Origin of the sequence: Alteromonas sp. KC3 (assembly GCF_016756315.1) — a bacterium.
Classification (GTDB): Bacteria; Pseudomonadota; Gammaproteobacteria; order Enterobacterales; family Alteromonadaceae; genus Alteromonas.
The window spans coordinates 3,674,299-3,700,733 of sequence record NZ_AP024235.1 but is presented as its reverse complement, the minus strand read 5'-3'; the positions used below and the strand labels follow the sequence as shown (position 1 = coordinate 3,700,733).

General features: G+C 44.1%; 22 protein-coding genes. 11 read left to right on the top strand and 11 right to left on the bottom strand.

Annotated elements, in window-relative coordinates; translation table 11 throughout:
• Positions 1-29: 29 nt before the first annotated feature.
• Together JN178_RS16365 and JN178_RS16360 are read right to left on the bottom strand one after the other, a co-directional pair.
• Entirely contained in the window at positions 30-680 is a 651-nt protein-coding gene (locus JN178_RS16365) for a response regulator transcription factor (RefSeq protein ID WP_202262460.1), read from the bottom strand.
• Between the two features lie 165 nt (positions 681-845).
• The gene (locus JN178_RS16360) at positions 846-3,365 is read right to left on the bottom strand and encodes a S8 family serine peptidase (RefSeq protein ID WP_202262459.1); all 2,520 of its coding nucleotides are present in this window, start codon (positions 3,363-3,365) and stop codon (positions 846-848) included.
• Positions 3,366-4,035: 670 nt separating this feature from the next.
• On the opposite strand from JN178_RS16360, the gene JN178_RS16355 reads away from it, so the two are divergent.
• The 5 genes from JN178_RS16355 to JN178_RS16335 are packed head-to-tail and all read left to right on the top strand — an operon-like array spanning position 4,036 to position 7,662.
• The gene (locus JN178_RS16355; RefSeq protein WP_232369600.1) at positions 4,036-4,539 is read left to right on the top strand and encodes a curlin subunit CsgB; all 504 of its coding nucleotides are present in this window, start codon (positions 4,036-4,038) and stop codon (positions 4,537-4,539) included.
• A gap of 23 nt (positions 4,540-4,562) precedes the next feature.
• A complete protein-coding gene (locus JN178_RS16350; RefSeq protein WP_202262458.1) occupies positions 4,563-6,011 on the top strand; it encodes a curlin in 1,449 nt (482 codons plus the stop codon).
• 39 nt (positions 6,012-6,050) lie between these two features.
• Positions 6,051-6,443, top strand: coding sequence for a CsgE family curli-type amyloid fiber assembly protein (locus JN178_RS16345; RefSeq protein ID WP_201283921.1), 393 nt, complete (start codon positions 6,051-6,053; stop codon positions 6,441-6,443).
• A complete protein-coding gene (locus tag JN178_RS16340; RefSeq protein ID WP_202262457.1) occupies positions 6,443-6,892 on the top strand; it encodes a curli assembly protein CsgF in 450 nt (149 codons plus the stop codon). The genes JN178_RS16345 and JN178_RS16340 overlap by 1 nt, the downstream gene beginning before the upstream one ends.
• A gap of 8 nt (positions 6,893-6,900) precedes the next feature.
• A complete protein-coding gene (locus JN178_RS16335) occupies positions 6,901-7,662 on the top strand; it encodes a CsgG/HfaB family protein (protein ID WP_159626404.1) in 762 nt (253 codons plus the stop codon).
• A 59-nt stretch (positions 7,663-7,721) separates the two neighbouring features.
• Here the strand turns inward: JN178_RS16335 and JN178_RS16330 are convergent, their stop codons facing one another.
• Positions 7,722-8,399 (bottom strand): helix-turn-helix transcriptional regulator, encoded by a 678-nt coding sequence (locus JN178_RS16330; RefSeq protein ID WP_202262456.1) that lies wholly within the window; start codon positions 8,397-8,399, stop codon positions 7,722-7,724.
• A 249-nt stretch (positions 8,400-8,648) separates the two neighbouring features.
• Here JN178_RS16330 and dld point away from each other — a divergent pair, with 249 nt between their 5' ends.
• Entirely contained in the window at positions 8,649-10,382 is a 1,734-nt protein-coding gene (dld, locus tag JN178_RS16325; RefSeq protein ID WP_202262455.1) for a D-lactate dehydrogenase, read from the top strand.
• An 88-nt stretch (positions 10,383-10,470) separates the two neighbouring features.
• Here the strand turns inward: dld and mmsB are convergent, their stop codons facing one another.
• Together mmsB and JN178_RS16315 are read right to left on the bottom strand one after the other, a co-directional pair.
• On the bottom strand, positions 10,471-11,346 hold the full coding sequence (gene mmsB / locus JN178_RS16320) for a 3-hydroxyisobutyrate dehydrogenase (protein ID WP_202262454.1): 876 nt from the start codon (positions 11,344-11,346) through the stop codon (positions 10,471-10,473).
• Between the two features lie 18 nt (positions 11,347-11,364).
• The gene (locus tag JN178_RS16315) at positions 11,365-12,864 is read right to left on the bottom strand and encodes a CoA-acylating methylmalonate-semialdehyde dehydrogenase (protein WP_202262453.1); all 1,500 of its coding nucleotides are present in this window, start codon (positions 12,862-12,864) and stop codon (positions 11,365-11,367) included.
• Positions 12,865-12,977: 113 nt separating this feature from the next.
• Between JN178_RS16315 and JN178_RS16310 the strand changes: the two genes are divergently transcribed.
• The gene (locus JN178_RS16310; RefSeq protein ID WP_202262452.1) at positions 12,978-13,862 is read left to right on the top strand and encodes a LysR family transcriptional regulator; all 885 of its coding nucleotides are present in this window, start codon (positions 12,978-12,980) and stop codon (positions 13,860-13,862) included.
• Positions 13,863-13,972: 110 nt separating this feature from the next.
• Here JN178_RS16310 and JN178_RS16305 read toward each other — a convergent pair whose 3' ends face one another.
• Together JN178_RS16305 and JN178_RS16300 are read right to left on the bottom strand one after the other, a co-directional pair.
• The gene (locus JN178_RS16305; protein ID WP_202262451.1) at positions 13,973-14,734 is read right to left on the bottom strand and encodes a reprolysin-like metallopeptidase; all 762 of its coding nucleotides are present in this window, start codon (positions 14,732-14,734) and stop codon (positions 13,973-13,975) included.
• Between the two features lie 21 nt (positions 14,735-14,755).
• Entirely contained in the window at positions 14,756-15,493 is a 738-nt protein-coding gene (locus tag JN178_RS16300; protein WP_202262450.1) for a hypothetical protein, read from the bottom strand.
• A 440-nt stretch (positions 15,494-15,933) separates the two neighbouring features.
• Here JN178_RS16300 and JN178_RS16295 point away from each other — a divergent pair, with 440 nt between their 5' ends.
• Both JN178_RS16295 and JN178_RS16290 read left to right on the top strand, forming a co-directional pair.
• Entirely contained in the window at positions 15,934-17,007 is a 1,074-nt protein-coding gene (locus JN178_RS16295; RefSeq protein WP_232369599.1) for an adenosylhomocysteinase, read from the top strand.
• Between the two features lie 97 nt (positions 17,008-17,104).
• Positions 17,105-18,313 (top strand): M24 family metallopeptidase, encoded by a 1,209-nt coding sequence (locus JN178_RS16290; protein ID WP_202262448.1) that lies wholly within the window; start codon positions 17,105-17,107, stop codon positions 18,311-18,313.
• 89 nt (positions 18,314-18,402) lie between these two features.
• Here JN178_RS16290 and JN178_RS16285 read toward each other — a convergent pair whose 3' ends face one another.
• The 4 genes from JN178_RS16285 to JN178_RS16270 all read right to left on the bottom strand — a co-directional run bounded on the left by JN178_RS16285 (position 18,403) and on the right by JN178_RS16270 (position 23,810).
• Positions 18,403-19,017 carry a hypothetical protein gene (locus JN178_RS16285; protein WP_202262447.1) on the bottom strand — a complete coding sequence of 205 codons (615 nt, stop codon included), beginning with the start codon at positions 19,015-19,017 and terminating at the stop codon, positions 18,403-18,405.
• Between the two features lie 12 nt (positions 19,018-19,029).
• A complete protein-coding gene (locus tag JN178_RS16280; RefSeq protein WP_202262446.1) occupies positions 19,030-19,983 on the bottom strand; it encodes a hypothetical protein in 954 nt (317 codons plus the stop codon).
• 19 nt (positions 19,984-20,002) lie between these two features.
• The gene (locus JN178_RS16275) at positions 20,003-22,783 is read right to left on the bottom strand and encodes a polysaccharide biosynthesis/export family protein (RefSeq protein ID WP_202262445.1); all 2,781 of its coding nucleotides are present in this window, start codon (positions 22,781-22,783) and stop codon (positions 20,003-20,005) included.
• A 64-nt stretch (positions 22,784-22,847) separates the two neighbouring features.
• Positions 22,848-23,810 carry a vWA domain-containing protein gene (locus JN178_RS16270; RefSeq protein ID WP_202262444.1) on the bottom strand — a complete coding sequence of 321 codons (963 nt, stop codon included), beginning with the start codon at positions 23,808-23,810 and terminating at the stop codon, positions 22,848-22,850.
• Between the two features lie 471 nt (positions 23,811-24,281).
• On the opposite strand from JN178_RS16270, the gene JN178_RS16265 reads away from it, so the two are divergent.
• Both JN178_RS16265 and JN178_RS16260 read left to right on the top strand, forming a co-directional pair.
• On the top strand, positions 24,282-25,169 hold the full coding sequence (locus JN178_RS16265) for a sulfotransferase family protein (RefSeq protein ID WP_202262443.1): 888 nt from the start codon (positions 24,282-24,284) through the stop codon (positions 25,167-25,169).
• A complete protein-coding gene (locus JN178_RS16260; protein ID WP_202262442.1) occupies positions 25,166-26,431 on the top strand; it encodes a hypothetical protein in 1,266 nt (421 codons plus the stop codon). Before JN178_RS16265 ends, JN178_RS16260 begins: the two co-directional genes overlap by 4 nt.
• The last annotated feature ends 4 nt before the right edge of the window (positions 26,432-26,435 follow it).

Sequence of the window (26,435 nt, the reverse complement as noted above, 5' to 3'; positions counted from 1 at the left end):
TGTTGTTAATAAGTCAAATATCACAGTGTTTACTGTGATATTGCATCTTCATTAATGAAGTCTGCCAAGTCCAACATGCCGGTTTCCAGCGCAATCTTTAACAATCCAAACTGTGAGGTGGTATTAAGTTTTCGGTAGATATTCGTTCTGTGGACCATCACTGTTTTGGGAGCTGTATCTATGCGATAAGCAATTTGCTTTGGTTGTAGTCCCTTCGCCAGTAATAAGAAAACTTCTTTTTCTCGTTCTGTGAGCTGAGCAATAACGCGCTTTTCTCCAAATGCCAGCTTACTACTGATATCTGAACTTAAGTAGTTTTCATCTCGCTCTAGCGCTTCAAGTGCATCCATTAGTTCTTTCGTTGCCGCTGTTTTTGTCACATATCCATCGGCACCAAGCTCTAATGCTTTAGTTATGTATGCCACGTGATCGTACATACTTAACATCAGGCACTTTACATGGGGAGCTTGCGATTTAATTGTGGTTAGCACATCGAAACCAGACTCATTAGCAAGCGAAATGTCTAATACCACAACATCGACATCATCGAGACTAGTGTGAGAGGGCAGAGCGGAAAGGGTACTGACGGAGTGTTTAACATGCCACCCATATTCTTGCTCAATAAGTGCGGCAATACCATCTCTTACTACTTCATGATCGTCAATTAATACAATTTCCATATACTTACACACGGCCCCAATATTCTTGTAAGTGTATGACTAAAATAGTTAATGTGGAATAAGCCAAAGGCTTAGATGACGAAGTTATAGTCAAAAAAAACCGGCCCTTCCATGGGCCAGTATTTACTTCAACTTGCGCTGTGTAAATTCACAGCACTCACACGATTAAAGATTAACCGTTACAGGCGCAGAGCACGCTGATGTCTCATCACACACCATATAGGTGAAGCTACCAGGATTAACGCCACGGCTTCTATCGCGATAGCGACCTGTGTTGCTTACCTCTTCCAGTAATTCACCATTGCGATAAATCATAACGGTGTCAGCGGTAGAGCCGCTATACGAAAGGTCAACACGTAGCGAACCAAAACGAGATAGCATAGCGCGATCGATCTCGGTCACGATATTGCTATTGGAAACCGAGACAGTTTGAGTAGAAACACCTGTTTGACCCTCGGCATCTGTGACAGTGAGTGTTACGTCATAGGCCCCAGTCGCTGCATAAACGTGAGTGGGGTTTTCATCTGATGACATTGCTCCATCGCCAAAGTCCCAGCTGTAACTCACAATATCGTCATTTACATCACTACTGTCGTTGGTAAAGTCTACAGACAGTCCCGAAGCGTCGAATGTGAATGCTGAATTTGGAGGTGTTGGACCAACTTCACCAATACCCGTTACCACAATGCTCCACGTGTTTACGGTTCCGTTGTCACCGTTGAAGGTGTCTAATACATTGAGTGTCCAATCTCCCGTTGCAACTTCACCATTGAATGCGTCGGTATTGTAACTTTCAACAATGTCATCAGTGCCACCACCTTGATTCTGGCGAAGAACTGTCGTTGTGCCTTGAGGCGATGTAAGTGACAACACTAAGTCGCCGCTGTAGGTGTGCGTGATATCTACTGAAGCTTGCATGCCAAATACAGTGATATCGTCTGGTACATTAATAACAAGATCTACACCCACATCATCTGGATCATCTTCGTTAGGCAATGTTGGGACTGCCTCGCCTGAATAGCTGTAAGGGAAGTCGTTCAGTCCTACCGGGTAAACGTAAAGGTTGGCTGTTTTCGATTTTTCGATGTCGCCACTCACCCCGTTAATGGTAAAGCTGTACTGTCCCCACGCTGTATCTTCTGTTGTAGTAACCGTAAGTGTAACTGTGTCACCAGGCATTGCGCTGCTAGCACTTAGCGTTGCAATAGCGCTTGGTTCTGATAGCGATAGAGTAACGGCTTGGTCGTAGCCTGCAATCGCACCCACCTCAATATCAAACGTGGCGGTTTCACCGGCAATAATTTCAGCTGAGCCTGGTGTAATACCTAACTTGAAACCAGGCGTTGGGTCAGCTTCTTCAAGCGCATTAAGTACATTTAAGCGATTGCCTGATGCCGTGCGCCCATCTGCCCACAAACTGGTTTCGCCAGTCAGCATAAGTAGTTCTTTCATTTCTGAAGGTGTTAGCTCAGGGTTGAGAGACCAAACGAGTGCTGCTGCGCCTGCCACGTGGGGTGTTGCCATTGATGTGCCTGAATAAGCAGCATATCCGTTACCTGGGACGGTCGATAATATAGCTGTGCCGGGCGCAGCCAAATCAACGGTTTCAACGCCATACGAATAACCGCTATCGCCGTCGTTACGGTTAATACTAGCCACTGCCAGAACACTGTTTGTTGAGGTCTGGTAGTTTGAAGGATAATTATCAACATTGTCGTTGTTAGAGCCAGAGTTACCTGCAGCAGCAACGAATAGAATGCCCGCTTGACCCGCTTCTTCAATAGCGGTTTCTAAGGCTTCACTGTAGCCACCACCACCCCAACTATTATTGGTCGCTTTAATATTGATTCCGCGGTTAACCTTTAGGTCCGTGAAGTAGTCGATACACTCAATTGCGCCAGCAGTAGAGCCACCGTCAGGGCCTAAGAATTTACATGCTGCAATAGACACTTGATGGTTAACGCCCACGACGCCAATGCCGTTATCGCCAACAGCACCGATGGTTCCTGCTACATGGGTACCATGAGAGTCGTCATCCATCGGATCGGTGTCGACGTTGAACGCATCTATCCCATACACATCGTCAATGTAGCCGTTACCATCATCATCAACACCGTTACCTGCTATTTCACCAGGGTTAACCCATGCATTGTCAGCAAGGTCTTCGTGGTTGTAGTCAACGCCCGTATCGATAACACCGATAACAACGTCGCGATCACCGGTTGTGATATCCCATGCTTCTGGCGCATCAATATCTATATCGTTCGTCCCGCCAGCTTGTCCAGTGTTATTCAATCCCCAGAGATCGCCCAAAGAGGGATCGTTCGGAATAAGTGCTTTTCGGTATAAATAGTTTGGCTCTGCAATTTTGACAGCAGGGTTTTTGCTCAGGATCTCAATGGCTTCTTTTACCGATTTGCCGCGTAGCTGTAATTTTGCAATTCGGCCATTTAGCAGGTTTGAAAAGCGATCATCAATTTCGTCGCGATTTGCGTCGCTAATACGTGCACCTACTGATGAACGCGCGCGCATCTTGTCGGTTTTGCTGACATTTTCTTTGTAAACAACAATAACGCTGTCATCAAATATTTCGGCTTTTGAAGCATGCGCATGGCCTGCAGCAAAAAGTGGAAGTAAAGCTACAGATAATGCTGAAAGACCCGTTTTAAAAGGCTTTGTTTTCATTTTTAGATTCCATAATTAGGACAATGCGTACAATTACGAAATCCTCTCATTCGGTCTGATATAACTAACGGTTAAAACTTATAACCGAAATTTTAATCATCGCCAGTAATTAAACTCAAAATACAACTATTCGATGAGGAAAAAGCGTATTTGCCATAGAAATTAGTACTAATTTACTAGAGCGTGTTGACCTTTGCAGTACACTTTTTGTTCATTCCAAGCGAGTATCAGGCAATGAACGAGTTGCGTGGTTTGGTTATTCCAAATTAGCGACGAGTAAAGCCGCATGAGGCTCGCTTGGATGAACCTTTCAGGCAGCAATTGTTTAGCATTTATACTGCGTCTGCGCACACTTATGTAGATGGCTACACGACGTGTGCACTTCCTTGTCTAAATGCTAAACACTTTGCTGCAAAAACGTACAGCAAAGGTCAACACGCTCTAGAGCGTTTTGTTCTCACTGTGTGGTCTTACCAAACCAAATTACGTGATTACTTTCTGTGCAAAACTAGCACTAAGGTGCGACAAAAAGTCGTTAAGCTGCTGATTTTTCGTAGTCAAGTAGTATTAAGTTCGTCATAAATACAACTTAAAGGTGATGGATTCTGAAACAATTACAGAGTGATATAGAAGGGTCACATTTGTTGTTTCTCAGGAAGTCATTGTTCACATGGATAAGAAGTTCGCAGACCTAGAGTGCCAAGCACCGTTTTCTTTGCAAGTAAAAAGACTCGCGATGTTTGGGCTTCTACTTGGCGTTATGCTTCCTCTGTCAGTTCGAGCGGAGTCTTCCGACCTATCAACAAATGCAGACATGGTGGAATCTTCTCTTTCAATGAGTCTGAATACCCAAGCGATCACGGTAGACAATGAAACGGTCCTCATCTCTGTCAGTCAGTTTGGGTTAAATAACATAACTAACATCATTCAAAGCGGTAACGCGTCAAACCTTTCAAATGTAGTACAAGACGGCAATAACAACGAAGCCATCATCACACAGCTTGGTGAAGGAAATGTTGTGAATTTATTGCAACAAAACGACAACAACTACTTTGAAATTGTTCAAGACGGTTTTGACAACGTTGCCAATGTTAATCAATTAGGTGAGCAGGCCTTTACTGTTTATCAAATAGGGAACGAGATGGTGATCAACATCACACAATATCAACAATGATGTGATTACCATAGGGAGACAAAATGAAAAGAACAAAAATCGCCAGTGCATTATTACTTGTTGCAGCAACAGGATGGGCATCTGCGCAGGAAGTACCTGACAGCAAAAATGTAGAATTTAGCGCAGCGGCAGATTTTCTTGCTGCGGCAGAGGGCAACAGCATCACGCTAACCCAAACTGCGCCAGAAGGTAATGAAATTGGTAACGAGTCTGTACTTAGCCAAGAAGGTGACCTGAATGTTATTGATGTTGAAGTTGTAGGAGATGCCAATGAAGTGATGGCCTCTCAAATGCAAACGGGTAATACGTTCCTAACCAGCATTTCTGGTAATGGTAACCTTGTTGAAGCTGAGCAGGACAGTATCCAAAGTACAGCTGAATTTGCGATAGAGGGTGATGATAACGCGGTGTCGCTAACACAACTGGGTGATGGTGGACCAATCGGCTTTATCTTCAATCGTTCAATTAACAGTATTACTGGTAGCGGTAATACCATGTCGATTGTGCAAGGTGACGGGGGTCATTGGGCAAATAACACTGTGTCTGGTAATGACAATACGCTCTTTGTTGAACAAGAAGGCGATTGGCACGAGTCTTATGTACGTGATCTTAGCGGCGATGCCAACGTGATTGAAGTTGTCCAAGACGGCTATTACAACGTATCTAACCTGACCGCAGTAGTGGGCTCTGAAAACGAAATTGTGATTGATCAAGATGGTGATCGAAATGCAATTGAGTGGAGCGTTGTAGGTGATGGTAATACGATTGAATTTGAACAAGATGGTGATGGCAATGAAATTGCCACAGGTGTTTTTGAAGGTTCTAGCAACGAAGTTAATATCGACCAGATTGGTGATGTGAACCTGGCAACGGTTGAAACGATTGACGGTATTCTAAATACCTTCGAGATTAATCAAGCGGGTAATGAAAACACAGCTTATGCGGGTGTTATTGGTTTATTCAACGAATTTGATTTAACACAAGTAGGCAGCGGCAACGAAATAAGCACGGTCAATTTTAACGGCTTCTTTAATACTGTAGAAATTGAGCAAAGTGGTGAAGCTAACTTAGCCTTAGCGCAAGCCGGTATCGGTGAAACTAACTATTATGCAGATGGCAACATTATTGAAATGGCGCAAGACGGCATTGAAAATACCGCATCTGTAGAGTTAGCGAGTGCAGTACCGACAAACTACAACGCCATTACAGTAGAACAAAGTGGTGAGCTGAACTTACTTGATTTACTCGTTAACGGCAGTGATAACACGATTAGTGTTATGCAAGAAGGTGTGGGTAACTGGGTGACGAATGATGCCGGTGGCCAGTTTGCTATTAGTGGAGATGCTAATACATTTGAGGTAACGCAAATGGGTAACGACAACTTGGTTACGGGCAGCATGACCGGTAGTGGTGGTACTATCAGCGTAACTCAAGTGGGTGATTACAACGTTGCAACTGTTGTTCAGATGTAACAAGAAGCAGGCCGAGTTCTCTCGGCCTTTAACACAGTTATGAAACTTCTCTCTTTTTGTTTTGCGTACGTTGTGGTGGCGTGCGCTTTTTTAACTATCTCTCACGCCGAAGAAATAAGACTCGGTGGATTACTCCTTGATAACAGTATCAGTCGTCAGGGCCATGAGTTCGCTTCAAAAATAAGCCAGTACTGGCGAGAAGTACCTGATAGCTCAGGCAAAAATCTCATTGTAAAAGAAATTATTGTACCTCAGGCGGGCACGCTACTTTCTGTTATTTATGATAACAAAGTGGTGTATCAGACCTACATGGGAAGAAGGCAAGTGCCACTGGATGAGAAAGTGCAACAAGCAATCATGTTAGTGCTCGATGCAGTAGCAAATGCAAATGTGGACAGTCGAAGTCCAGATCTAGCAGCGGATGAATTCTAATGAAAAAAATAACGAAGACAGCATGGGTTTTAGTCGGCGGTATCGTCTTATCGCTTTCAACATCTGCAACTGAGTTGGTCTATGAACCTATAAACCCATCTTTTGGTGGAAATCCACTTAATGGATCTTTTCTGTTAAGCAAAGCGAACTCTCAAAATGCGCATTCGGCGCCTTTTAATGAACGTTCATACGATGAAAGACTTCAAGAGTCACTAGAGCGTGCTTACATCAATCGTATTGTCAGAGAAATCACTGATCTTGCGTTTGGAGAGCAAGAGCTCGATGAAAACGGTAATCCCATTCAAAGTATTTTTGACCAAGATAGTTTATTTGTAAGTGGCGACTTTCAGGTTGAGCTAATAACTAGTAACCCTGATAGCATTATTGTCAATATCACCAACTTATTGACGGGTGAAGTCACAGTTGTAGAAATTCCACGGTTTGGGTAGGGACGCACATGAGAAGTACCGTATTTATTGTATTAACTATTTTGTTATCAGGGTGTCAATCAATTACCAATACATTGCCACCTGACACCACAGAAGCAGCTATTATTAAAGAAAGTGACACGCTTTCTGAAGTAAAAAGTTTACCGCAACCTATGGGGCAAATACCGGTGTCGGTATATGCATTTCGCGATCAAACAGGTCAGTATAAGCCGAGCTCTGGTGCAAGCTCGTTTTCCACAGCAGTTACCCAAGGCGCAACCTCTATATTAGTGCAGACATTAAGTGAAACAGCGTGGTTTCTCCCTGTTGAACGGGAAGGGTTACAAAACATCCTTACTGAAAGAAAGATTATTCGAGCAGATGAAAACAATAATGCCGACTTACCACCTTTGACGACGGCGCGCATTATTATTGAAGGGGGAATCATCAGCTATGATACGAATATTCGAACAGGCGGTGCTGGTGTAGAGTATTTTGGCATTGGTGCAAGCGAGCTATTTCGTGAAGATCTTATTTCTATTTATATGCGTGCGGTGGATGTAAGAACCGGGCAGGTACTCGTGTCTGTGTCTACGTCGAAAAAAGTACTAAGCCAAGAAGTCAGAGCGGGCTTATTCCGCTATGTTTCATTGAAGCGTTTACTTGAGGCAGAAACCGGCTACACAACCAACGAGCCAATGTTTGAATGTGTTAAGCAAAGCATTGAAAAAGCGGTAGCTGAATTAGTTATACAAGGAATGGAAAAAGGAGTTTGGCGCGCTAAGGCTTAAGCGCTTTCCACTGTAAAGCGCCAATTACCTGTAAGAGGATATGGCGCTTTTGCCTCTATTTAATAGTTTACTGACTGTACTTGGTCGAACTGACTGTCAAACCATTTGATCAATTCAACACGATTTCTGCAATCGGTTTTGCGAAAGATGCTGTATACATGTGTTTTTACCGTATTCACACTAATGTGAAAGCTATCAGCAATTTCTTGATTTTGGGCGCCTTCTGCAATTTTGCGGGTAATAGCCATCTCTCTTTTCGTTAGCACAGACGCGGTTGCTTGAATAGTCGAAGTCGCCTTGGTTTTGGTGGCCAAATTAGCATCTATATAGCGACTCATAATTTCTCTGCTAAACCACTTATTTCCAGCCTGAACCTGTTGAACGCCTCGAACAATCAATTCCAAGTTATCTTCGGCGTGAAAAATCCCGTTGATCCCCTTTTGAAGTGCATTGAAGTGAAATTCAACGTTACTTTCGGGAGCATTAAAAATAACCTTATTGAGATGTGGATAGTCACTGACAACCGGAAGATTGAGCATAGCTTGAGGATTACAGTAGTCGGCGTCTATAAAAAAAGTATGAGTGTTAGCTAATACGCTTCTAGGTGGATGAATTGCACCCGTTGTAATGGTAAAACCACAAGAAGGTAAGATTGACAGAAAACGCTCGTGAACCCCTTTATTTTGAGTGCTTTCAACATGGTTATTTCTTGTTAGTACAAACGCTTGGTGTGACATGAAAGCTCCTTTTCCTATCACTCAACCTTACGAGCATAACCCTATCTTTACAATAGGTGTGTGGTCTTACTTGATGTGTCAAAGCGTAACAAAATGTAACAGTCAGAAACGGGCAATTAGGGGGCCTAAAAGCAGCATTAAATATAAGTAAATTGTCAGCTTAAAATGCACTTGTCCCCTTTGTTAAAAATGTGATTAGTGTATAGTTCGTCACCAATATCATTTTCCACTATTACCACAGAGAGAACCATGACCGTATATGTTGACACTCAGTCTTTGATTGCATCAATGCGCGATGTAGTAGGGCAAGCCTATTTGTTAACTGACCAAGCGAAAAAACAGCCCTATTGTAAAGGTTTCCGCTTTGGCGCGGGTGAGGCCCTCGCTGTTGTGCGTCCTGGTTCACTCGTTGAAATTTGGCGCGTGCTAAAGCTGTGTGTTGAAGCCGATGTGGCGGTAATCATGCAAGCAGCGAACACTGGTCTTACTGGCGGTTCAACTCCTGATGGTAAAGACTACGATCGCCCGCTTGTTATTATTAGCACAATGCGAATTGATGCTATTCAACTTGTGGACGATGGCAAGCAGATAGTTGGTTTAGCGGGAAGCACATTATTTGGCCTTGAAGAGACATTAGCGCCTTATGGCCGTGAGCCTCATTCGGTCATTGGTTCATCCTGCATTGGCGCGTCTATTGTTGGTGGTATTTGTAATAATTCAGGTGGCGCATTAGTTAAACGTGGACCTGCTTATACCGAGCTTTCTTTATTTGCTCAAATAAATGCAAACGGTGAACTTTCGTTGGTTAACAACTTAGGCATTGAGCTTGGAAGTGAGCCAGAAGAGATACTGGCTAACCTAGAGCAACAACGTTATCAAGCGAATGATGTTAAACACCCCGATGCAAGAGCGTCTGACAATGAATACGATGAGCGCGTTCGCGATGTCGATTCAGATACGCCGTCACGTTTTAATAATGATGGCCGCAGATTACATGAGGCATCAGGGTGTGCAGGCAAACTTGCAGTATTTGCAGTTCGATTAGACACCTTTCCTATTCCTGAAAAGAAACAGGTATTCTACGTAGGGTCTAATGACGCAGCCGTATTTACAAAAGTACGCCGTGATATTCTCTCTACGTTTAAAAACCTGCCTGATTCGGGTGAGTATTTGCACCGCGACTGTTATGACGTATCTAAAAAGTACGGCAAAGATATGTTTATCGTTATTAGTAAGTTAGGCGCAAAATTCATTCCTAAGCTTTTTGCGTTTAAACGCAAGTTCGATGCATTTACCGACAAGTTAGGGTTTTTACCGAACAAAATGTCAGATCGTGTAATGCAATACATGAGCTACCTTTTCCCCAACCATCTGCCGAAACGCATGGAGTTGTACCGCGATAAATATCAGCATCACTGGATTTTAGAGATGAGTAATGAGGGTGTTGATGAAGCTAGAGCGTACCTTGATGAATTCTTCAAAACTAACGAGGGTAGCTACTTCGAATGTACTGAAGAAGAGGCAGATAAAGCCATTTTACATCGCTTTGTGGCGGGTGGCGCAATAGGCCGCTATCACGTTATGCACAGTAAAGAGGTTGGCGCTATGATGACCATTGATGTGGCACTTCGACGAAATGATCCCGACTGGTTTGAAGTACTGCCTAAAGAAATAGACGATCAAATAGATACTAAGTTGTACTACGGCCACTTATTTTGCCACGTGATGCACCAGAACTATGTGTTGAAAAAGGGTGCCGACGCGAAAGTGCTTAAAGGTAAAATTTTGGAAACGTTCGACGCGCGAAGCGCCGAGTACCCAGCTGAGCACAATGTGGGGCATGAGTACTTTGCAAAAGATGCGCTTAAAAACTTTTATCGTGAACTTGACCCGACAAACAGCTTAAACCCTGGCATCGGTAAAACCACAAAATTGAAGAATTGGGCAGAACATTCTTCGTCCTGCTGCGGTGGCCACGATTAGCGTGCTGTCATCATTACGCTAAATTACTGCGCACACAAAAAAAGCCAACATTGTTGGCTTTTTGTTTTTAAGAGCGTGTAAGTTGGGACTACGCGAGGCGATTGATGATAGATGAGAAGTCCATGCTCGCATTGCCTTCTTCGCAGTGCATTTCAAACCATCTTGCTGCAAGCTCTCCCATAGGCACCTGAGCATCTACACCTTTGGCGCCCTGCATGGCAAGTCCTAAATCTTTAAGCATCAAAGCTGATGCAAAGCCGCCAGCAAAGTCATTGTCGGCAGGGCTCTGTGGGCCAACCCCTTTTACTGGACAATAGCTTGTCATAGACCATGTTTGGCCTGATGCATTTGAGGCAATGTCGAAAAAGACTTGGGCGTCTAAGCCAAGCTTGTTGGCAAGCTGAAAGCTTTCACACGTGGCTATCATAGTTGCGCCAAGCAGCATGTTGTTGCAAATTTTAGCTGCCTGTCCAGCGCCGTGTCCGCCAGCGTGCACAATTTTCTTACCCATGGCGCCAAGCACGCCTTGTGCTTTTTCAAACGCTTCTTTGTCTCCACCAACCATAAAGGTTAGTGTGCCACCAGCTGCGGCTGCAATGCCACCAGACACCGGAGCATCAAGCATTTGAAGCCCTTTGCTTGCAGCCAGCTCAGAGACCTTATTAGCGGTTTCAACATCAATGGTCGAGCAGTCGATAAGTAGCGTGTTTCCACCCACATTATCAAGGATCTGCGATGTGTATATGTCCATTACATGTTTGCCCGCTGGCAACATAGTTACCACGATATCGGCATTACTTACGGCTTCTTGTGAACTTTGCGCAATAGCGCAGCCAGCGTCTTTCGCTTTAGTCAGTGCCGCTTCACTTAAGTCAAAAGCAACTACATTAAAGCCATTTTTGACAAGGTTATCCGCCATGCCTGAGCCCATATTACCTAGGCCAATAAATGCTACTGTTGTCATTGTCATGTCCTCGCTGATTTAGCCCATGGTTGGAATAACAAAAGCGTTATCGTTAGAGTCTGAGCCATCAGGCCAGCGCTGGGTAATGGTCTTCACTTTTGTCCAGAACTTCACGCCTTCCATGCCGTGTTGGTTTGTATCGCCAAATGCAGAACGCTTCCATCCGCCAAACGTGTGGTAGGCCACAGGCACAGGGATAGGTACGTTAATACCTACCATGCCTACATTAACGCGCTGGGCAAACTCACGTGCGGCATGGCCATTTCGCGTATACATAGCAACACCGTTACCGTATTGATGATCGCTTGCTAGGTTTACTGCTTCGTTGAAGTCTTTAGCGCGCACCATCTGGAGTACCGGGCCAAAAATTTCTTCTCTGTAAGAACGCATGTCTTTGGTGACATGGTCAAAGAATGTTGGGCCAATAAAGTAGCCATTGCTATCCGCTGGAATTTGGCTGTTTCTACCGTCGTATACTAACTCTGCGCCTTCTTCGATGGCTAAGTCGATGTAGCCTTCTACGCGCGCTTTGTGCGCTGCAGTGACAACAGGGCCGTAGTGCGCGTTAGGATCTTCACTGTGACTTACCATAATGTCTTTAATGGCTGGAATAAGTTTGGCTTTAAGTTTTTCTGCGGTCTCGTCACCGACAGGTACTACAACAGGTAAAGCCATGCAGCGTTCACCGGCAGAACCATAGGCTGCGCCTACAAGGTCGGTGACTACCTGATCTAGATCAGCGTCTGGCATAACAATACCGTGGTTTTTTGCTCCACCCATTGCTTGCACTCGCTTACCTGCGCGTGCACCACGTTCGTAGACGTAATTAGCAATATCTGATGAGCCAACGAAACTGACGGCCTTAACGGTTTGATGATCTAAAATACCGTCCACCGCTTCTTTGTCGCCATGAACAACGTTAAGCACGCCCGCAGGTAAACCAGCTTCAATTATTAACTTTGCAAGTTCCACCGGAACCGATGGATCGCGCTCAGAAGGTTTGAGGATAAAAGCATTGCCGCACGCTATAGCCACACCAAACATCCACATAGGGATCATGGCTGGAAAGTTAAACGGCGTAATACCCGCAACAACGCCTAACGCTTGACGCATTGAGTAAACGTCAATACCAGGGCCTGCACCTTCGGTATATTCTCCTTTTTGAGCATGAGGAATACCGCACGCGAACTCGATAACTTCAAGGCCACGCTGAATATCACCTTGCGCATCAACAAGTACTTTACCGTGTTCGCTTGAAAGTAGTGCGGCAAGTCGATCGCGGTTAGCTTCTACCAACTCCTTAAATTTGAACATAACACGAGCGCGTCGCTGAGGATTGGTAGCGGCCCATTCAGCTTGCGCTGCTTTTGCCGTTTCAATTGCATATTCTAGCGTTGCTTTGTTTGCCAAACTTACTTCAGCTTGAACCTCGCCGGTATTAGGGGCATACACTGGCGATGTACGCTCGCTGCTATCCTCAAAATCTTTACCAGCAATAAAGTGAACAATTTTTCTCATGACATGGCTCCTGACTAAGCGATTCAATAATATATTAACAATATTGAAACCTTGTGTTTGCAATAGCAATACATATACTTGCAGCTAGGTGCTGTAAAAATGCAGGTCAAATTATGAATTGGGATGACATGCGACTGTTTCTTGGGTTGGCAAGAAATGGTCGTGTAGCTATTGCTGCTAAAGGTTTAGGTGTGGACCCGACAACATTAATACGTCGTGTAAAAAAGCTGGAAGACTCGCTAAATTGCAAATTATTTGAACTAACAAAAAAAGGTTATGTACTCACGACCCAAGGCAGTGAACTCGTTCGTTATATCGAAAAAGCCGAGCATTATTTTTTAGAGGCTCAAAACGAGCTTAGCGATGAACGTTCTCATTTATCCGGCACCATTCGCGTAAGCGTATCAGAAGGCTTCGGTAGCTGGTTTTTGGCACCACTATTACCTGAATTTAAACGACTATACCCCGGTATTTGTATTGAATTAGTGGCGACCAGCGGCTTTTTGAACCTGAATAAACGCGAAGCAGACATGGCTATTTTGCTAGAAAAGCCAAGCAAGGGGCTACTCGTTACTCAAAAGCTAACCGACTACAGCCTTTACTTGTACACACATCAGTCACTTGTTGAAACACGTAAACCACAAACGCTCCAAGATCTTAGCCAATTCAATTTAGTGAGTTATGTACCTGACCTTGTTTATGCCCCCCAACTCAAATTCATTGAAGAAACCGCTTTAGCGCAGCTTAGCGCGTTGCGCAGTACAAGCATTAATGCGCAATATCAAATGTTGATAAATGGGGCAGGCGTGGGGATTTTGCCTACATTTATTGCTGAAGCAAACGAAGGGCTCGTTAAGCTATTAGATGAAGATATCCATATTAAACGTACCTTTTGGTTAGCAACGCATAAAGAAACTCACTCTCAAGCTAGGTTTCAGGCATTTACTAAGTGGTTAATTGAGAAGGTTGCAGCAAACCAGTCGCGCTTTGTGCATTAGCGCCTTTTTAACTGGCAAGTAAGAAAAGGAATAACAGCGTTAAGTTCCCTTAACGCTGTTACATTTCTTATTATTATTTAAAACCAGGATATCCCCTGAAGGTCACTTAATTAATAGTAATTAGCAATTTGGTCGATGACGGCATTAACCGCGCGGTATGCGTTTGATTCGTTGACGACTCCACAGGCTTGGCCATTACATCCAGACCAGTATGGATCTGAGAAATAGTCTAATTGAGTCGCACTTCCAAATGCTTGTGGATAGGCCATAATAGTTGAGAAGTTGTTATCTATACCGTGGCCAATACCATCATTGTAAACCCCACCAACTGAGCCCTGACGGACTGAGTGGCCTAAACCCATATTGTGACCCAGTTCATGAACAAAAGTAGAAAGCCCACAATCTACAGCACTAATGCTATACATCCGGCTTTTAGAGCTAGAGTAAAGTGTGCCGTTATTACCTTGACCTACCCAGCCAATACCACAGACATAGCCCACAAGCTGGCCGTTTTCATAGATATTTTCTCGTTTTCCGAGTAGCACAACCATATCTGCGCTTACTGATGTTCTAGCGTTCTGAACGCCGGAGCTATCAGTCAGTAGGTTTAATGCACTGTCCGTAGGTTGTAAGTCGCTTGACGTTGCCGCAGAAGATTGTGCACCAACAAGGCGAAGTTCAAGGTCAACGGCATTGTTGCGATAAACCCTATTAGCATGGGAGATATATTGATTAATCTTAGTATCAATACTCGACACACTACTGGCGGCCGGTTGTGTATAAAGTACCATCACATCAATGGTTGCCGCAGAGGCTGTCGAGCATAGCAACGAAACTGCCAATGCCGTTAAACACTTAAATGTGTGTTTCATTTTTATTTCCTTCTTGTCGTTCTAGTTTCCTACAGGGGATTCGGTGTCATGCAAATCAAACACATCGTCAGTATTGCTGTTATCTGGCGTGGCGTGTTGCTGTTGAGTAGGCTCTCGCTCAATGTGGTTTTTCATCATTGCCGATTTAGGTGCGATCCAAGCGTATTGATCGTTGCCTTCTAAAATGAATACATCACGTGGAGTAGCGAGGTTTCCGTAAGTGGCGTTTTCCCCAACCGTGATAACTGCCGCGTAAAGCGTACCTGCTCCGGGTATGTGGGCTTCTACTGTTCGATCGCCGTTGGGGTGCGTCTGGATATGATCAACTTCACCAGTGTAGCTACCACCAAATTGGGGGATGTATAAATCAAGATATTCACCCACTTCCACACTAAGTAACTCTTCGCGATCAAGCTCGATATATGCTTCATCGGTTACATCAGCGGGAATGAGGCCGGCTTGTGTGAGGACCTGTTGGCTTTTATCCGATTCTTGCCACACTATGGTGTCTTTGACGGCATTTGAGATTGAGTCGGGTGACTCTTTGGATTTCGTTTTCGGCTTAAAGGTATCAATGCCTGTTGAAAGTACTTTGTCTTGACTTACTTTTTGTACCTCGTTGGGAAGCACTGGCGTGTGTTCATTGTCTTCTAGTTGTGCTAGGGCATCTTCCGTGTCGTTTGAAGAAAAATTGTAGTTTATCGATAGGTATACTCCTGCAATAACAATGCTAGATACCAAAATAATACGCTTAAGCATACTGCTTTCTCCTTGTTGTAATTTGTATCCGAATCAAAAAGCGCTAATGCCTATGAAGGGCGGCATCTTTGAATGAAAGAGTGCTGATTAAGAAAACGTTGAATGAATGTTTAATAAAAATGTAACTGCTTTTAATTTTTATTTAGGTATAAGTGAGGATACGAGGGTATAGAATATCAATTCAATTAGGTTGTTGTTTTTTTGGTTTATTTTTTGTAAGCCTTGCTGCGCAAGGCGTTAGCCGATAATGAGTAAGCTGAAAGAACAGCACAGAGGTGAATAAAAAGTAGTCTTTTAGGGTGCTTTTTGACCCATCAATATTGCTGAAAACATAATTTTCACAGATCCGCTTCAGTAACGTATCATTACTTTTTTCTTTTAATTTAATCCTTGTCATGTACCAAAATTTTAACGCTGAACTGGCGTGGGCATCGCTGCACATGCCACGTACTCGCCAGGCAATCGCCGCACTTCCTGATTTAAGTGGAATAAGACTCGCTTGCAATATGCATCTTGACTTGAAAATGGCTCCGCTTGTTGAAGGGTTATTGTCTCGTGGTTGTGAAGTTTTTCTTACTACCTGCAATCCCACTACCGTGCAAAACGATGTGGTTAACTACCTTGTAGAAAAAGGGGCAACTGCGAAAGCATGGCGCGATATGAACAATGAAGAGTGGTCTGCGTCATTTGACGACGCACTTGTGTGGCAGCCCACACACCTTTGTGAAATGGGAGCCGATCTGACAACGCGTTTACACGAAAATGTAGCGTTGGGTAAGTCAGTACCTACTATTGCAGCTAGTCTCGAAGCCACCGGGTCTGGCATTAACCGTTTAAAGGGTATGAAGCCGCAATATCCTATTTACAATTGGGATGATCTGCCGGTTAAAGAGGGGGTGCATAACCGTCATATGGTGGGGTTAAGCGCATGGCAAACTTTCTTCCAAACTACGCATCTAACACTGCATGAAAAGGTTGTTGTCGTTATTGGTTATGGGCTTGTTGGTCAGGGCGTCGCTGCGTCAGCTAGGGCTTTCGGAGCCCAAGTTCAGGTTGCTGAACTTGATGCTGCGCGTGCGCTTCAAGCAAAGTATGACGGTTGGCCAGTAGTCGATTTACATGATGTAGTTGAAACTGCTGATGTGGTGGCTACTGCAACAGGTGCCAACGATGTGGTTAGCGCAAAGCATCTCGATAACATGAAAAGCGGGACTTTTATTCTAAATGTTGGTCATGTGGCGAAAGAAATTGATGTTGATTACTTAAAGAGCAACGCTACACATAGTGAGCCCATGCCGTATGTTAATGCCTATACGCTGCCTGATAAAACGCTCTATTTGCTCGCTGATGGTTCGATGTTTAATTTAACCGCTGGATATGGCGATAGCCTAAATGCGTTTGATGTCACATTGGCGGTTATGGCAGCAGGAATAGGTCATATTGTGGGTGAAGGTGCCACCAGTGAGAGCGGGTTGTACTTGTTACCTGAAATGGTATGGAAGCGCGCGCTGTAGTGAGCGCGCATTGATTTATACGAAACACCTTGTTGTAAAAACGTAATACTTTGGTCAATACATTCTATTTGACCTACTAATGAAAACAGGAAAAAAAATGTCAAATGGTATCGGCGGTAAAACGCAGCAGCAGGCGCTTGCTGAACTGTCTAATATGACGTCAGACTTAACGCCAATTCAATTACATGAATATCAAGCTCGTATTGAAAAAGCGAAAACATATATGCGCAATAACAATATAGGCGCTTTGTATTTAAATGCAGGCACGAACCTTACCTATTTTACCGGTATGCAGTGGTATCCGAGTGAGCGTTTGGTTGGTGCAATACTGCCTGCTGAAGGCGATGTTGTTTACCTCGCGCCAGCGTTTGAGATTGATTCGCTCAAAGAACGCCAAGTTGTAGATGGCGAGATTAAGGGGTGGCACGAGCATGAAAGTCCTTACGCACTTTTTGTTGACGAACTTAATTCATTATCACTAAGTGGCAGCACTAAAATTGCCATCGATGAATCAACGCCATTTTTTATCGTAGACGGTATTAACACCTTATTGGATAGCACATGGTCTGTGATTAACGGTGCAGAGGTTTCTGCGCACTGCCGTATGCACAAGTCTGATAATGAACTTGCCCTTATTCAACGTGCCATGGATATGACCCTTGAGGTACATAAAGCCGCCGCCAGTATACTTTGCGAAGGAATTACAACTAAAGAGGTTGAAGATTTTATCAACCTAGCACATCAGAAGGTGGGCGCGAGCGGTAATTACTTCTGCATCGTATTGTTTGGCAGAGCAACATCTTTTCCTCATGGCGTTAAAGATCCACAAGTCTTAAAGCAAAACGACTTGGTTTTAATCGATACTGGCTGCAAGGTACATGGGTATCTCTCAGATATAACTCGAACCTACTGTTATGGCACACCTACCGAGAAACAAGTGGCAATGTGGGAAAGTGAAAAACGTGCTCAGCAAGCGGCTTTTGACACTGCTCAAATAGGCGTTAGCTGTGGGGAAGTGGATGGCGCAGCTAGGTTGAGTTTACAGCGTGACGGTTTGGGGCCTGACTATAACCTTCCTGGCTTACCTCACCGAACTGGGCACGGTATTGGTATGGATATTCATGAGTGGCCGTATTTGGTGAAAGACAATCCACAGCCACTAGCTAAAGGAATGTGTTTTAGTAATGAGCCTATGATTGTTGTGCCAGGTGAATTTGGTATCAGACTTGAAGACCATTTCTACACGACAGATTCGGGGCCTAAATGGTTTACTCAGCCTAGCCATAAAATAGATGCGCCCTTTTAAAAAGGGCGACAGTTCGCGAGTATAGCTCGCTACTATATTTCGCTACTGTATTTCGCCACTATATCAAACTGTAGTTAGACAAGTTCAAGTCAGGTAGATTGAATCGAAAACACTGTGTGTTTTAGCTCAGTGCCTAGCGGTTTTCGATTCATAACTTTGGCTTCAATAATACCAATTAGCGCCATGCTCGCTGCCGTCACGAGGTACACTTTAAACGCAAATCCGTCGGTATAAGGCGCTAATTCATGATCCCAATTCCAAATGAGCACAGGAATAATACTGACGAACCCACTCAAAATCGCATAGCCGCAGTTACGTACACAACGATAGAGAAATAAAGTGAGTTGATTGACTTGATGTGCGGGCTGGTTGTTAAAGGCCAAATAAAAGGCAGCGCTGTGTACCGTACCGACCACGACCAGTGACACAAAGAAAACGTCAATACGATAGGTTTCATACAACGTATTGCCCATCGAGCTTTCCACTAATGCCGCAAGAATGAGTACAACCGCAATACGTACAATAAGCTCAACTGCCACCACAAAGTAAGTAGGAAACTTGGCCAATTCGCCACCACTGGCATGTTCGTTTATTTTAATCTGAAACGCTCTCGGCGGTGCAAGTAATAAAAAATACAATACCGTGTATGTCAAAAAATGATTATCGAAACGGTATGCCCGAATGGATTCCATGATGTTTCTCATTACATACTACTCCTAGAGATCATGATAGCGTTTAGGTGGGTTGAGCTTTTTAGGCTCAAATCTTTCTGCATAGGCTTTAAGGTCGCGACGCAGTGCTCTAACTGCATTCATTGAAACCACGAAAACAACACCTAAGAACAGAAGCAGTACAAAGGTGATAGCGACCCACTGTTTGCGCGCGGGGTAAGATTCAAAAAGCGGTATGGTTGCCGGTTGGATCACTTCAAGTGGATAGTTTGCCCGTGCATTAATCAGTGACTCAACCGCAAGTTGAGTTTCAAGAAGCCGGAAGATAGAACGCTGAATTTCCGCATTTTTTATTTCGCTAAGACGCTGCTCCAGGTAACTACGTCTGCTTTGGATCTCTTCTAAATCTAATGTGCGTAAATATTCATTGAATGACCTTACAAAGGTATTAGCTAACTTGGTGGAAAACTCAGGTGATTTTGAGGTAATACGTATGTTTAAAAGGTCGGTTTTTTTATCAATAAATACATACAGCGCATCAGATTTAAACTTCTTAACGGCCTCTCGCATGTCAGGCTCAAAACCATCTATCCAGCTTTGTGTTGTGGCATCCCAACTTTCCTCGTACAACCACTGTAGTAGGTTTTGCTCCACAATAAATGCACTGATATAGCCAAAGGAGTCCATCCTAGCGAGTAAGCGTTCTCGTTCATTGGCTTGGATCCCATCAATGATAAAGTCGTACTCCAGTACACCAATGGTGTTTACACCACGATAATTGTTGGGCTGAATGCCACCGGGATCTTCGCTAATATTTATTGCCACCGTGGCTTGCGCCGAATAACGGTTGTCTAGCATAAGCGATATGCCTGCTACAATTGCTGCCCCTAGGATAGCCACCATTGCAATGCGGAACTTGTAGCTGAACAGTTGATGCAAAAACTTCAGCAGTAATTCATATTCAGCGACATGTTGGCTTTCGTCATTGTTATTTGCCATAACATCCTTACTCCATTCGCTAGTTCATTAAGTTCGCAATCATTGCGGTAGCGATAATATTTTTGTAGAAAATATCTACCCATTTTTCTACTGACTCGCGACCGTTTATGCGATCAACGCTCAGTGGTACAAATATTGTTGAACCTGGCGTAACTTTTACGTTCGCTGGAGAGTTGAACCAACCCCAAGAGCTTGTACTAGAGCGAACCGACATTACTTCTCCGTTAGCCTGAACAATATACGCATGCTCGTACTGACCAAGCTCTTTCACACCACCACTTAGGCCTATATAGTCAAGTGCTGCGCGATCGTCTCGATACTTATGTGATGTGGGGAAGTACACTTGACCAATAACACTGACGTCATCTTGATATTTTGGCACTAAGATACGATCACCGTCTTCAAGCACGATATCAGATGACTCGTCACAGCGTGTTACGGCGCTATGAACATCAACAACCATTCTTCCCAGTGCTTTTTCTGGTGACATTTTCTTAAGTACGTCAAATACATCCTTCGCACGTTGATCTTTAGGCATCTTCTCGTCTTTATTAACCCCCTGTGATACATGAGTATCAGCAAGTAACCGTTCTAGTTGGTCAAACATTCTATCAAGTGCTTTTTGCTCTTTCTGACGCACACTTTCTCGCAAAAATACGGTGCCAAATAGATACGCATCTTCGGTAAAACCACCTACTTTTTGCATAAGCGAACAGAGGGTTTCTCTTTTGTCGATGCGGTATTTACCCGGGAAGGTAATTTCACCTTCGATTTCTACAAACTGTGGTGTTTGCACCCACTCAGGCTTAACGCGCAGTACCAAATGATCTTTCGGATGTAAGATTAAATTGGTAGTATCTAAAAGCGGATCGTTTTTAGTCAAGCTTATGGCACGGGAGTCTGTTCTGCTAAACTCACTATCCATCAACACTTGGCGAGACAACGTCGCCGCTAATCCATAGGCTTCTTCTTTCATGCCGCCGGCGGCCGCAATTAAATCGTCAATGCGCATGCCTGGCACCATAGGGTAGGCACCTGGATGAAATACTGAACCAGTAACCTGAACAATAGGCGCTTGCTGGCCAAACTGAGTTTCGCGTTTGACCCGTTCTAGTGGCGTTTTTATTAGTGCTGCTCGGTCGATATCTTTATTAAACAGATAAACTTTGTCTTTAGGCTGCAAAATAGGGTTGTGGTCGGGCTTATTGTTTAGCGCGTCTTTAAGCGAAACGTGAATAAAATAAAGACGGTCTGACTGAAGGTCGGTACGTGCAAGCAACGCGTAATCAAGGTCAACACCTGCTTCTAAACCGCCCGCGTATTTGACCATATCAAGTAGGCGCTTGCCCATGTGCAGCGGATAGGTACCCGGGTGAGGGACCGCACCTTTGAAGTCTACTACTTTAACCGGGTCATTAGCGGTAGCTTCATTTTGTAGCTTCGCTACTACCTTTGATAACTGACCGGCACGAGGTGAATGCGTATCGAAGATAATGATCTGATCACGGGGGTGAAGCACAATATTATCTTTAGAATATTCGTCGGTTATTGCATTCCAAAGGTTAAAGTAAATAGCTTCGGTACGTTTGTCTTCGCGGTTTTCGCGTTGGATCATGGCTGCATCAAACTCAGCTCCCTGTCGTAGAATATTTTTAGACTGGATCAGGTCAGACACTTTCATTCCCTTAAACCATTGATAACCGCCGGGCGTTAATACGTGACCTGAGAGTAATACTACGTCGTCCATTTTATCTAGCACCGGAAAGATGCGAATAAGATCGCCGTTTTTAACGGCCACAGTGTTGCCGTTACGATCCAAATTAGCCTGCATTAAGGTATACATGCCGCTATTTGACACTCGCTCAATTTGGGCATTCTTTGCATTTGCTGTTGGCAGTAAACCGCCTGCTAATGACAAAATTTCAGACACGTTTTGCTCGTTCGCTAGCTCATAAATGGCTGGACGCAATATTTCGCCTGCAATGCCAACTGTCGGGCCAACAGGTGGAACAAAAATAAGGTCGCCCTGACGCAGATAAATGTTGGCGCTGTCGTCACCCTTTAGTAGTAAGGCGTAAAGATCAAAAGTGGCGACAACACTACCATGACGCTTCACTTGAATGTTGCGCAACGAGCCAGTGCGCTTTACCCCGCCGCTGGAGACCAGAGCGTTAATAAGCGTTGAAAAGCCGCTAACGGAATAACTGCCAGGTTTAGATACCTCTCCTACAAGCATAATTTGAATAGAGCGGAATTCAGAAAGTGTAACTATGGTTTTTATACCAATGCGTCTGGTTTCAATGGCCTCTGATATAACAACTTTTGCTTCCTCAAAGGTAAGGCCGCTTAAGTTAACGGCGCCGGCGTCTGGGATAAGTAGCATACCTTCTCGGGTTACCGTTAAGTTGTATTGAACGTTGGTGGCCGCAAATGCTTGTATAGTGAAAGTGTCGCCAGGCCCGATAACGTAATCGTAGGGCACAGGCATATCTGAAACAGGTGCAAACGTAGTAGCAACACTGTTAAACATTTCATAACCGAAAAGCTCTAGTTTACTTTGCACTCGCTGTTGCTGAATTTCTTCTTCCAGTGTTACCGGCCGGAGCGACTGAGAAACGTTCTGTTCTAGTTGCGTAGGCGCTTGGTTCTGTGTATTTGGCTCTTCAGTAATAACCACTTGAAAGCTTGAATTATCTTGCTCAGCATTCGCCGTTTGCGCAGACAATATGGCTTCTTTACGCTGCTGATCTTCAACTGTCGCTACGCGAACAGTGTCAACTTGCGCTACGCTAATATTCATTAGGGAGCCTACAACCAATAAACCCGAAAATATTACTTTTACCATCTTCATGATCTACATCTCCCTAATAGTTCGTTGGAAAGCGCGGACAGCCGCTATAGTCAACCATTTTGCCCGGTGAGGTATCTGGGCAGCGATCTTGATAGTCGTAAATACCATCGTTATCGCTGTCAGAGGGGCCGCGATAAAGCACGGTTTCCACGAAATTAGCCATATTGCTGGGTTGCGCTACTTTATCAACAGCTGCGGAAAAGCCACAGCTGTCAGCACTTTCTAGCCGACTACGTGACATGCGATTGCCAACGCCGACAGTGTAAAAGCAAAGGCCTGAGTAGCTTTGCGGCCACGCTATTGACGCCGATTCTGGAACAACAACATGCGCGTTTGTTGTGAAATCGGCGCGTTGACGCATACGCATTACTGCATGCTCGACTGACTCATCTATTTGCTCCCACTCCGTAACCAATATAACGGCTGATGGACCGTGTAAATTGCCTACAAGCTCCGACACAAAATCAAGCGCAACCGACAAAGATTGCACTTCAACATGTTGCAGCGCACGGTGCTGGCCTAACTGCTTTTCAAGTTCGATTGGAAGCAATGGTGAAACACTCAAACGCGCATCTAATGGCGCATAAAGTTGCGGGTTAATGGCATCATCATAAGTGACGATAGTACTGCTAAAGCGTTGAGTGGGCATTGTCTTGATAAATCTGCGGACCACTTCTTTAGCGTAGAACTGAGTATTGAGACCACGAAACGAATCACTTAGCGCTGAACTTTGGTCGATAACAAAAACGATGTGGTCAACACGTGGTTGAAGCTTAAACTGCGCTACACGCTCGTCTATTGGCATGGGGTTAAAAATATGAACAGACTGACGGTGTAGACCAGTATCGTAGTCTTCAACTTTAGCCATATGCTCATGTTCTGGCACATGAACTAGGTTTTCTGTCGCCATACAGCCGCTTAAGCAGAGTATGACTAACGATGAAAGCAACCCATTTTTCCAATTTTTCCATGCCATCGTAATCACTCCCAAATCCATCCTTCAACGGTCGCTTAAAAGATGCTTTGAATCGAAAATTGTTAATTCGCTAACGGCACGCGTGCCTTTAACTCTGTATTAACTTTAGCAAGAAGCCTTCCTTTTCGATGTTTTAGGGGGCTAAAAATCTATATTTCGAGTCTAAGTTATTGTTTTTTATTGATTGATTTTTGGTCTTTTTCTGATGTGGAGGAAGGGGATTACAGTCAGCTTTTTTATTTTGCAAACTGCAAATCGCGGTTATTCACCGGTTTTCTCAATTGTATTTGCAAAATGCGAATTGCCTCGTGCTATAAGCGGTGTCGCCGTATCTCGTTAATTTCGCTCATCCTTTTATAAATAACCGATAGCGACGAATTTTTAGTGGTTGGTATAGATTTAGCTATAGTTGATGTAAGTGGCCAACATAAAACGAAGCCAAAGCGTATTTAAAAGGAAAGGAGAGTGCCAATGCCTGATGTGTTTATTCTAGGATTTACAAAATGCGCTACAACCAGTCTGTACAATCAGTTGATGCAGCATGAGGATGTTTCGCACACTAAACGCAAAGAGCCTCATTATCATTTTGCGCAAGTGAAAGGAACGCAGTTTGATGGGCCTGCAGACAACGACACTGTAAGCCAAATGTTTGTTACTGAAGAAGATAAGTATCATGCGCTTTATGAACCCGGCAAGCTTTCCATTGATGGGTCGGCCATGTCAATTGAGGCGCCCGAAATACTCGATAGCATTAATGCTCAATACCCAAATGCAAAATACATTTTAATGTTGCGTAGCCCCATTGAGCGGGCATTCTCTGCTTATTCGCACCTGATTAGAGATGCAAGAGAAACGCGAACATTCAAAGACGCTCTCGAGCATGAGCTGTCAGGTGCACGAGATAATTACTTACCCATATGGCATAACCTTAAGTCGAGCCGTTTTGTTGAGGCAACGCAATACGCTCGAAATTTATTTGGTGATCGATTAAATGTTATCGACTACCGTGACTACGCCAAAAACAATAAGCAGGTAATGAATGAAGTTGCCCAGTTCCTTGGACTCTCACCAGCTACCTGGACACAAGACTTTGCGAATCGTTCGGGGGTTCCTCGTTCACCTACATTGCAAAAAGTACTGATGCGCAAATCGTTCGCAAAGAGCGCGTTTGTAGCGCTGTTTCCGGAAAAATTTGTGACATCCTTAAAACGCTCTTTAATGGAACGAAATACCGGTGACAAACCTGTGTTGAGTGAAGAAGACCGCACTTATTTTGCGTCGCTCATCAGCGATGAGCGCGACAAAATTATTCCGTATATGCCCGATGCACAATTGCTGGAGTCGCTTTATTCGTTATGAGAGATACAAAGCAAGTCTCAATCGTGCCACATATTTTGTTCACCATGTTCATTCTTGAAATCTTTTTCTTGATGGTGAAAAAAATCAACTTAGCCTTGTACGGCCCGTTTGACTTGTTTGAAAAGCTCTTCCCCATAATAGCAATTGGACTTTTGATAACTGTCATCAGACCAAGGCTCAATGTTCAATGGTGGGCGGCACTATTTCTCTATCTAGGGTATCTGACTTACGGTGTGCTTATCTCACTTGCTAACCAGAAAGGTATGAAGATTATTCTGGTTCAGCTTTACCACGAGCTAAAGTTCTTCCCAATGGTCATGCTGTTTTCTGTTGCGCGTGTTGATGAGATTTGGACCCAAAGAACACTTAAGGTGATTAAGCCCTTAATGGTCATGTGTATATTTCTCATTCTTTTTCAAGCAGGCGCATCAGGCGCATACGATGCATTATTTAAAAGCGGCGGACATTTTGAGCCCGGTCATTTAGGCGGGATGTTGGTGCCGCGCTTTGTGGGGTGGTTTTGGCACCCGGGTCAATCTGCGTTGTTCTTTACCATCGCCGCAATACTGATAAAAGTGGAATACCAGCGCGGTAATATTCGTTTTGGCCATTCTCTCGTTTTTCTGTGCATTGTTTTTGTCTTTGTTGCCATTCAGCGTTTAGAACTCATGCTGTTGTTTATGGCGCTAATGGCTATGAAGGTTCAGCGCGCCTTTAACTTTGATTACCGCCTTATTTTGGCACTTGCTGTATTTGCGTTTTTTACCTGGCTTATCAGTTTTTTGAGCATGGATAAAGACAACGCTTGGTACGTGCTTGAAAACTTCGAGTCTCCTCGCGTCATCTTTTTGGTAGAAGCTGTATTTGAACTGTTTGAAAGCAATTTTTGGGGAGCCGGGTGGGGAACAATTGGTAGCCATTCGGCGGCCGATGTGGCAAACGTTTATGAATACAATGCGATGAAAGATTTATGGTGGGTTCAGTTAGGTCAATACTTCTATGATACCTACTGGCCACACGTTATTGGTGAGACAGGTATTCCTGGCTATTTCCTTCTATTGCTATCGATGACGTTCATGGTATGTGCACTGAAGCGTCCAGAAGCAAGTTTATTGTTATTTCTACTATTATTAACCAGTGCGCTGTCATCAAATGCGCAGTCGCTTTATCACCTTACGATTTTTGGCTGGTTCATTACGTTGTTGGAAAGCGATCCGAATGGTTGGAAAAAGCCGAAAACAAAACCTGTTTTAACCACGTGAAGCT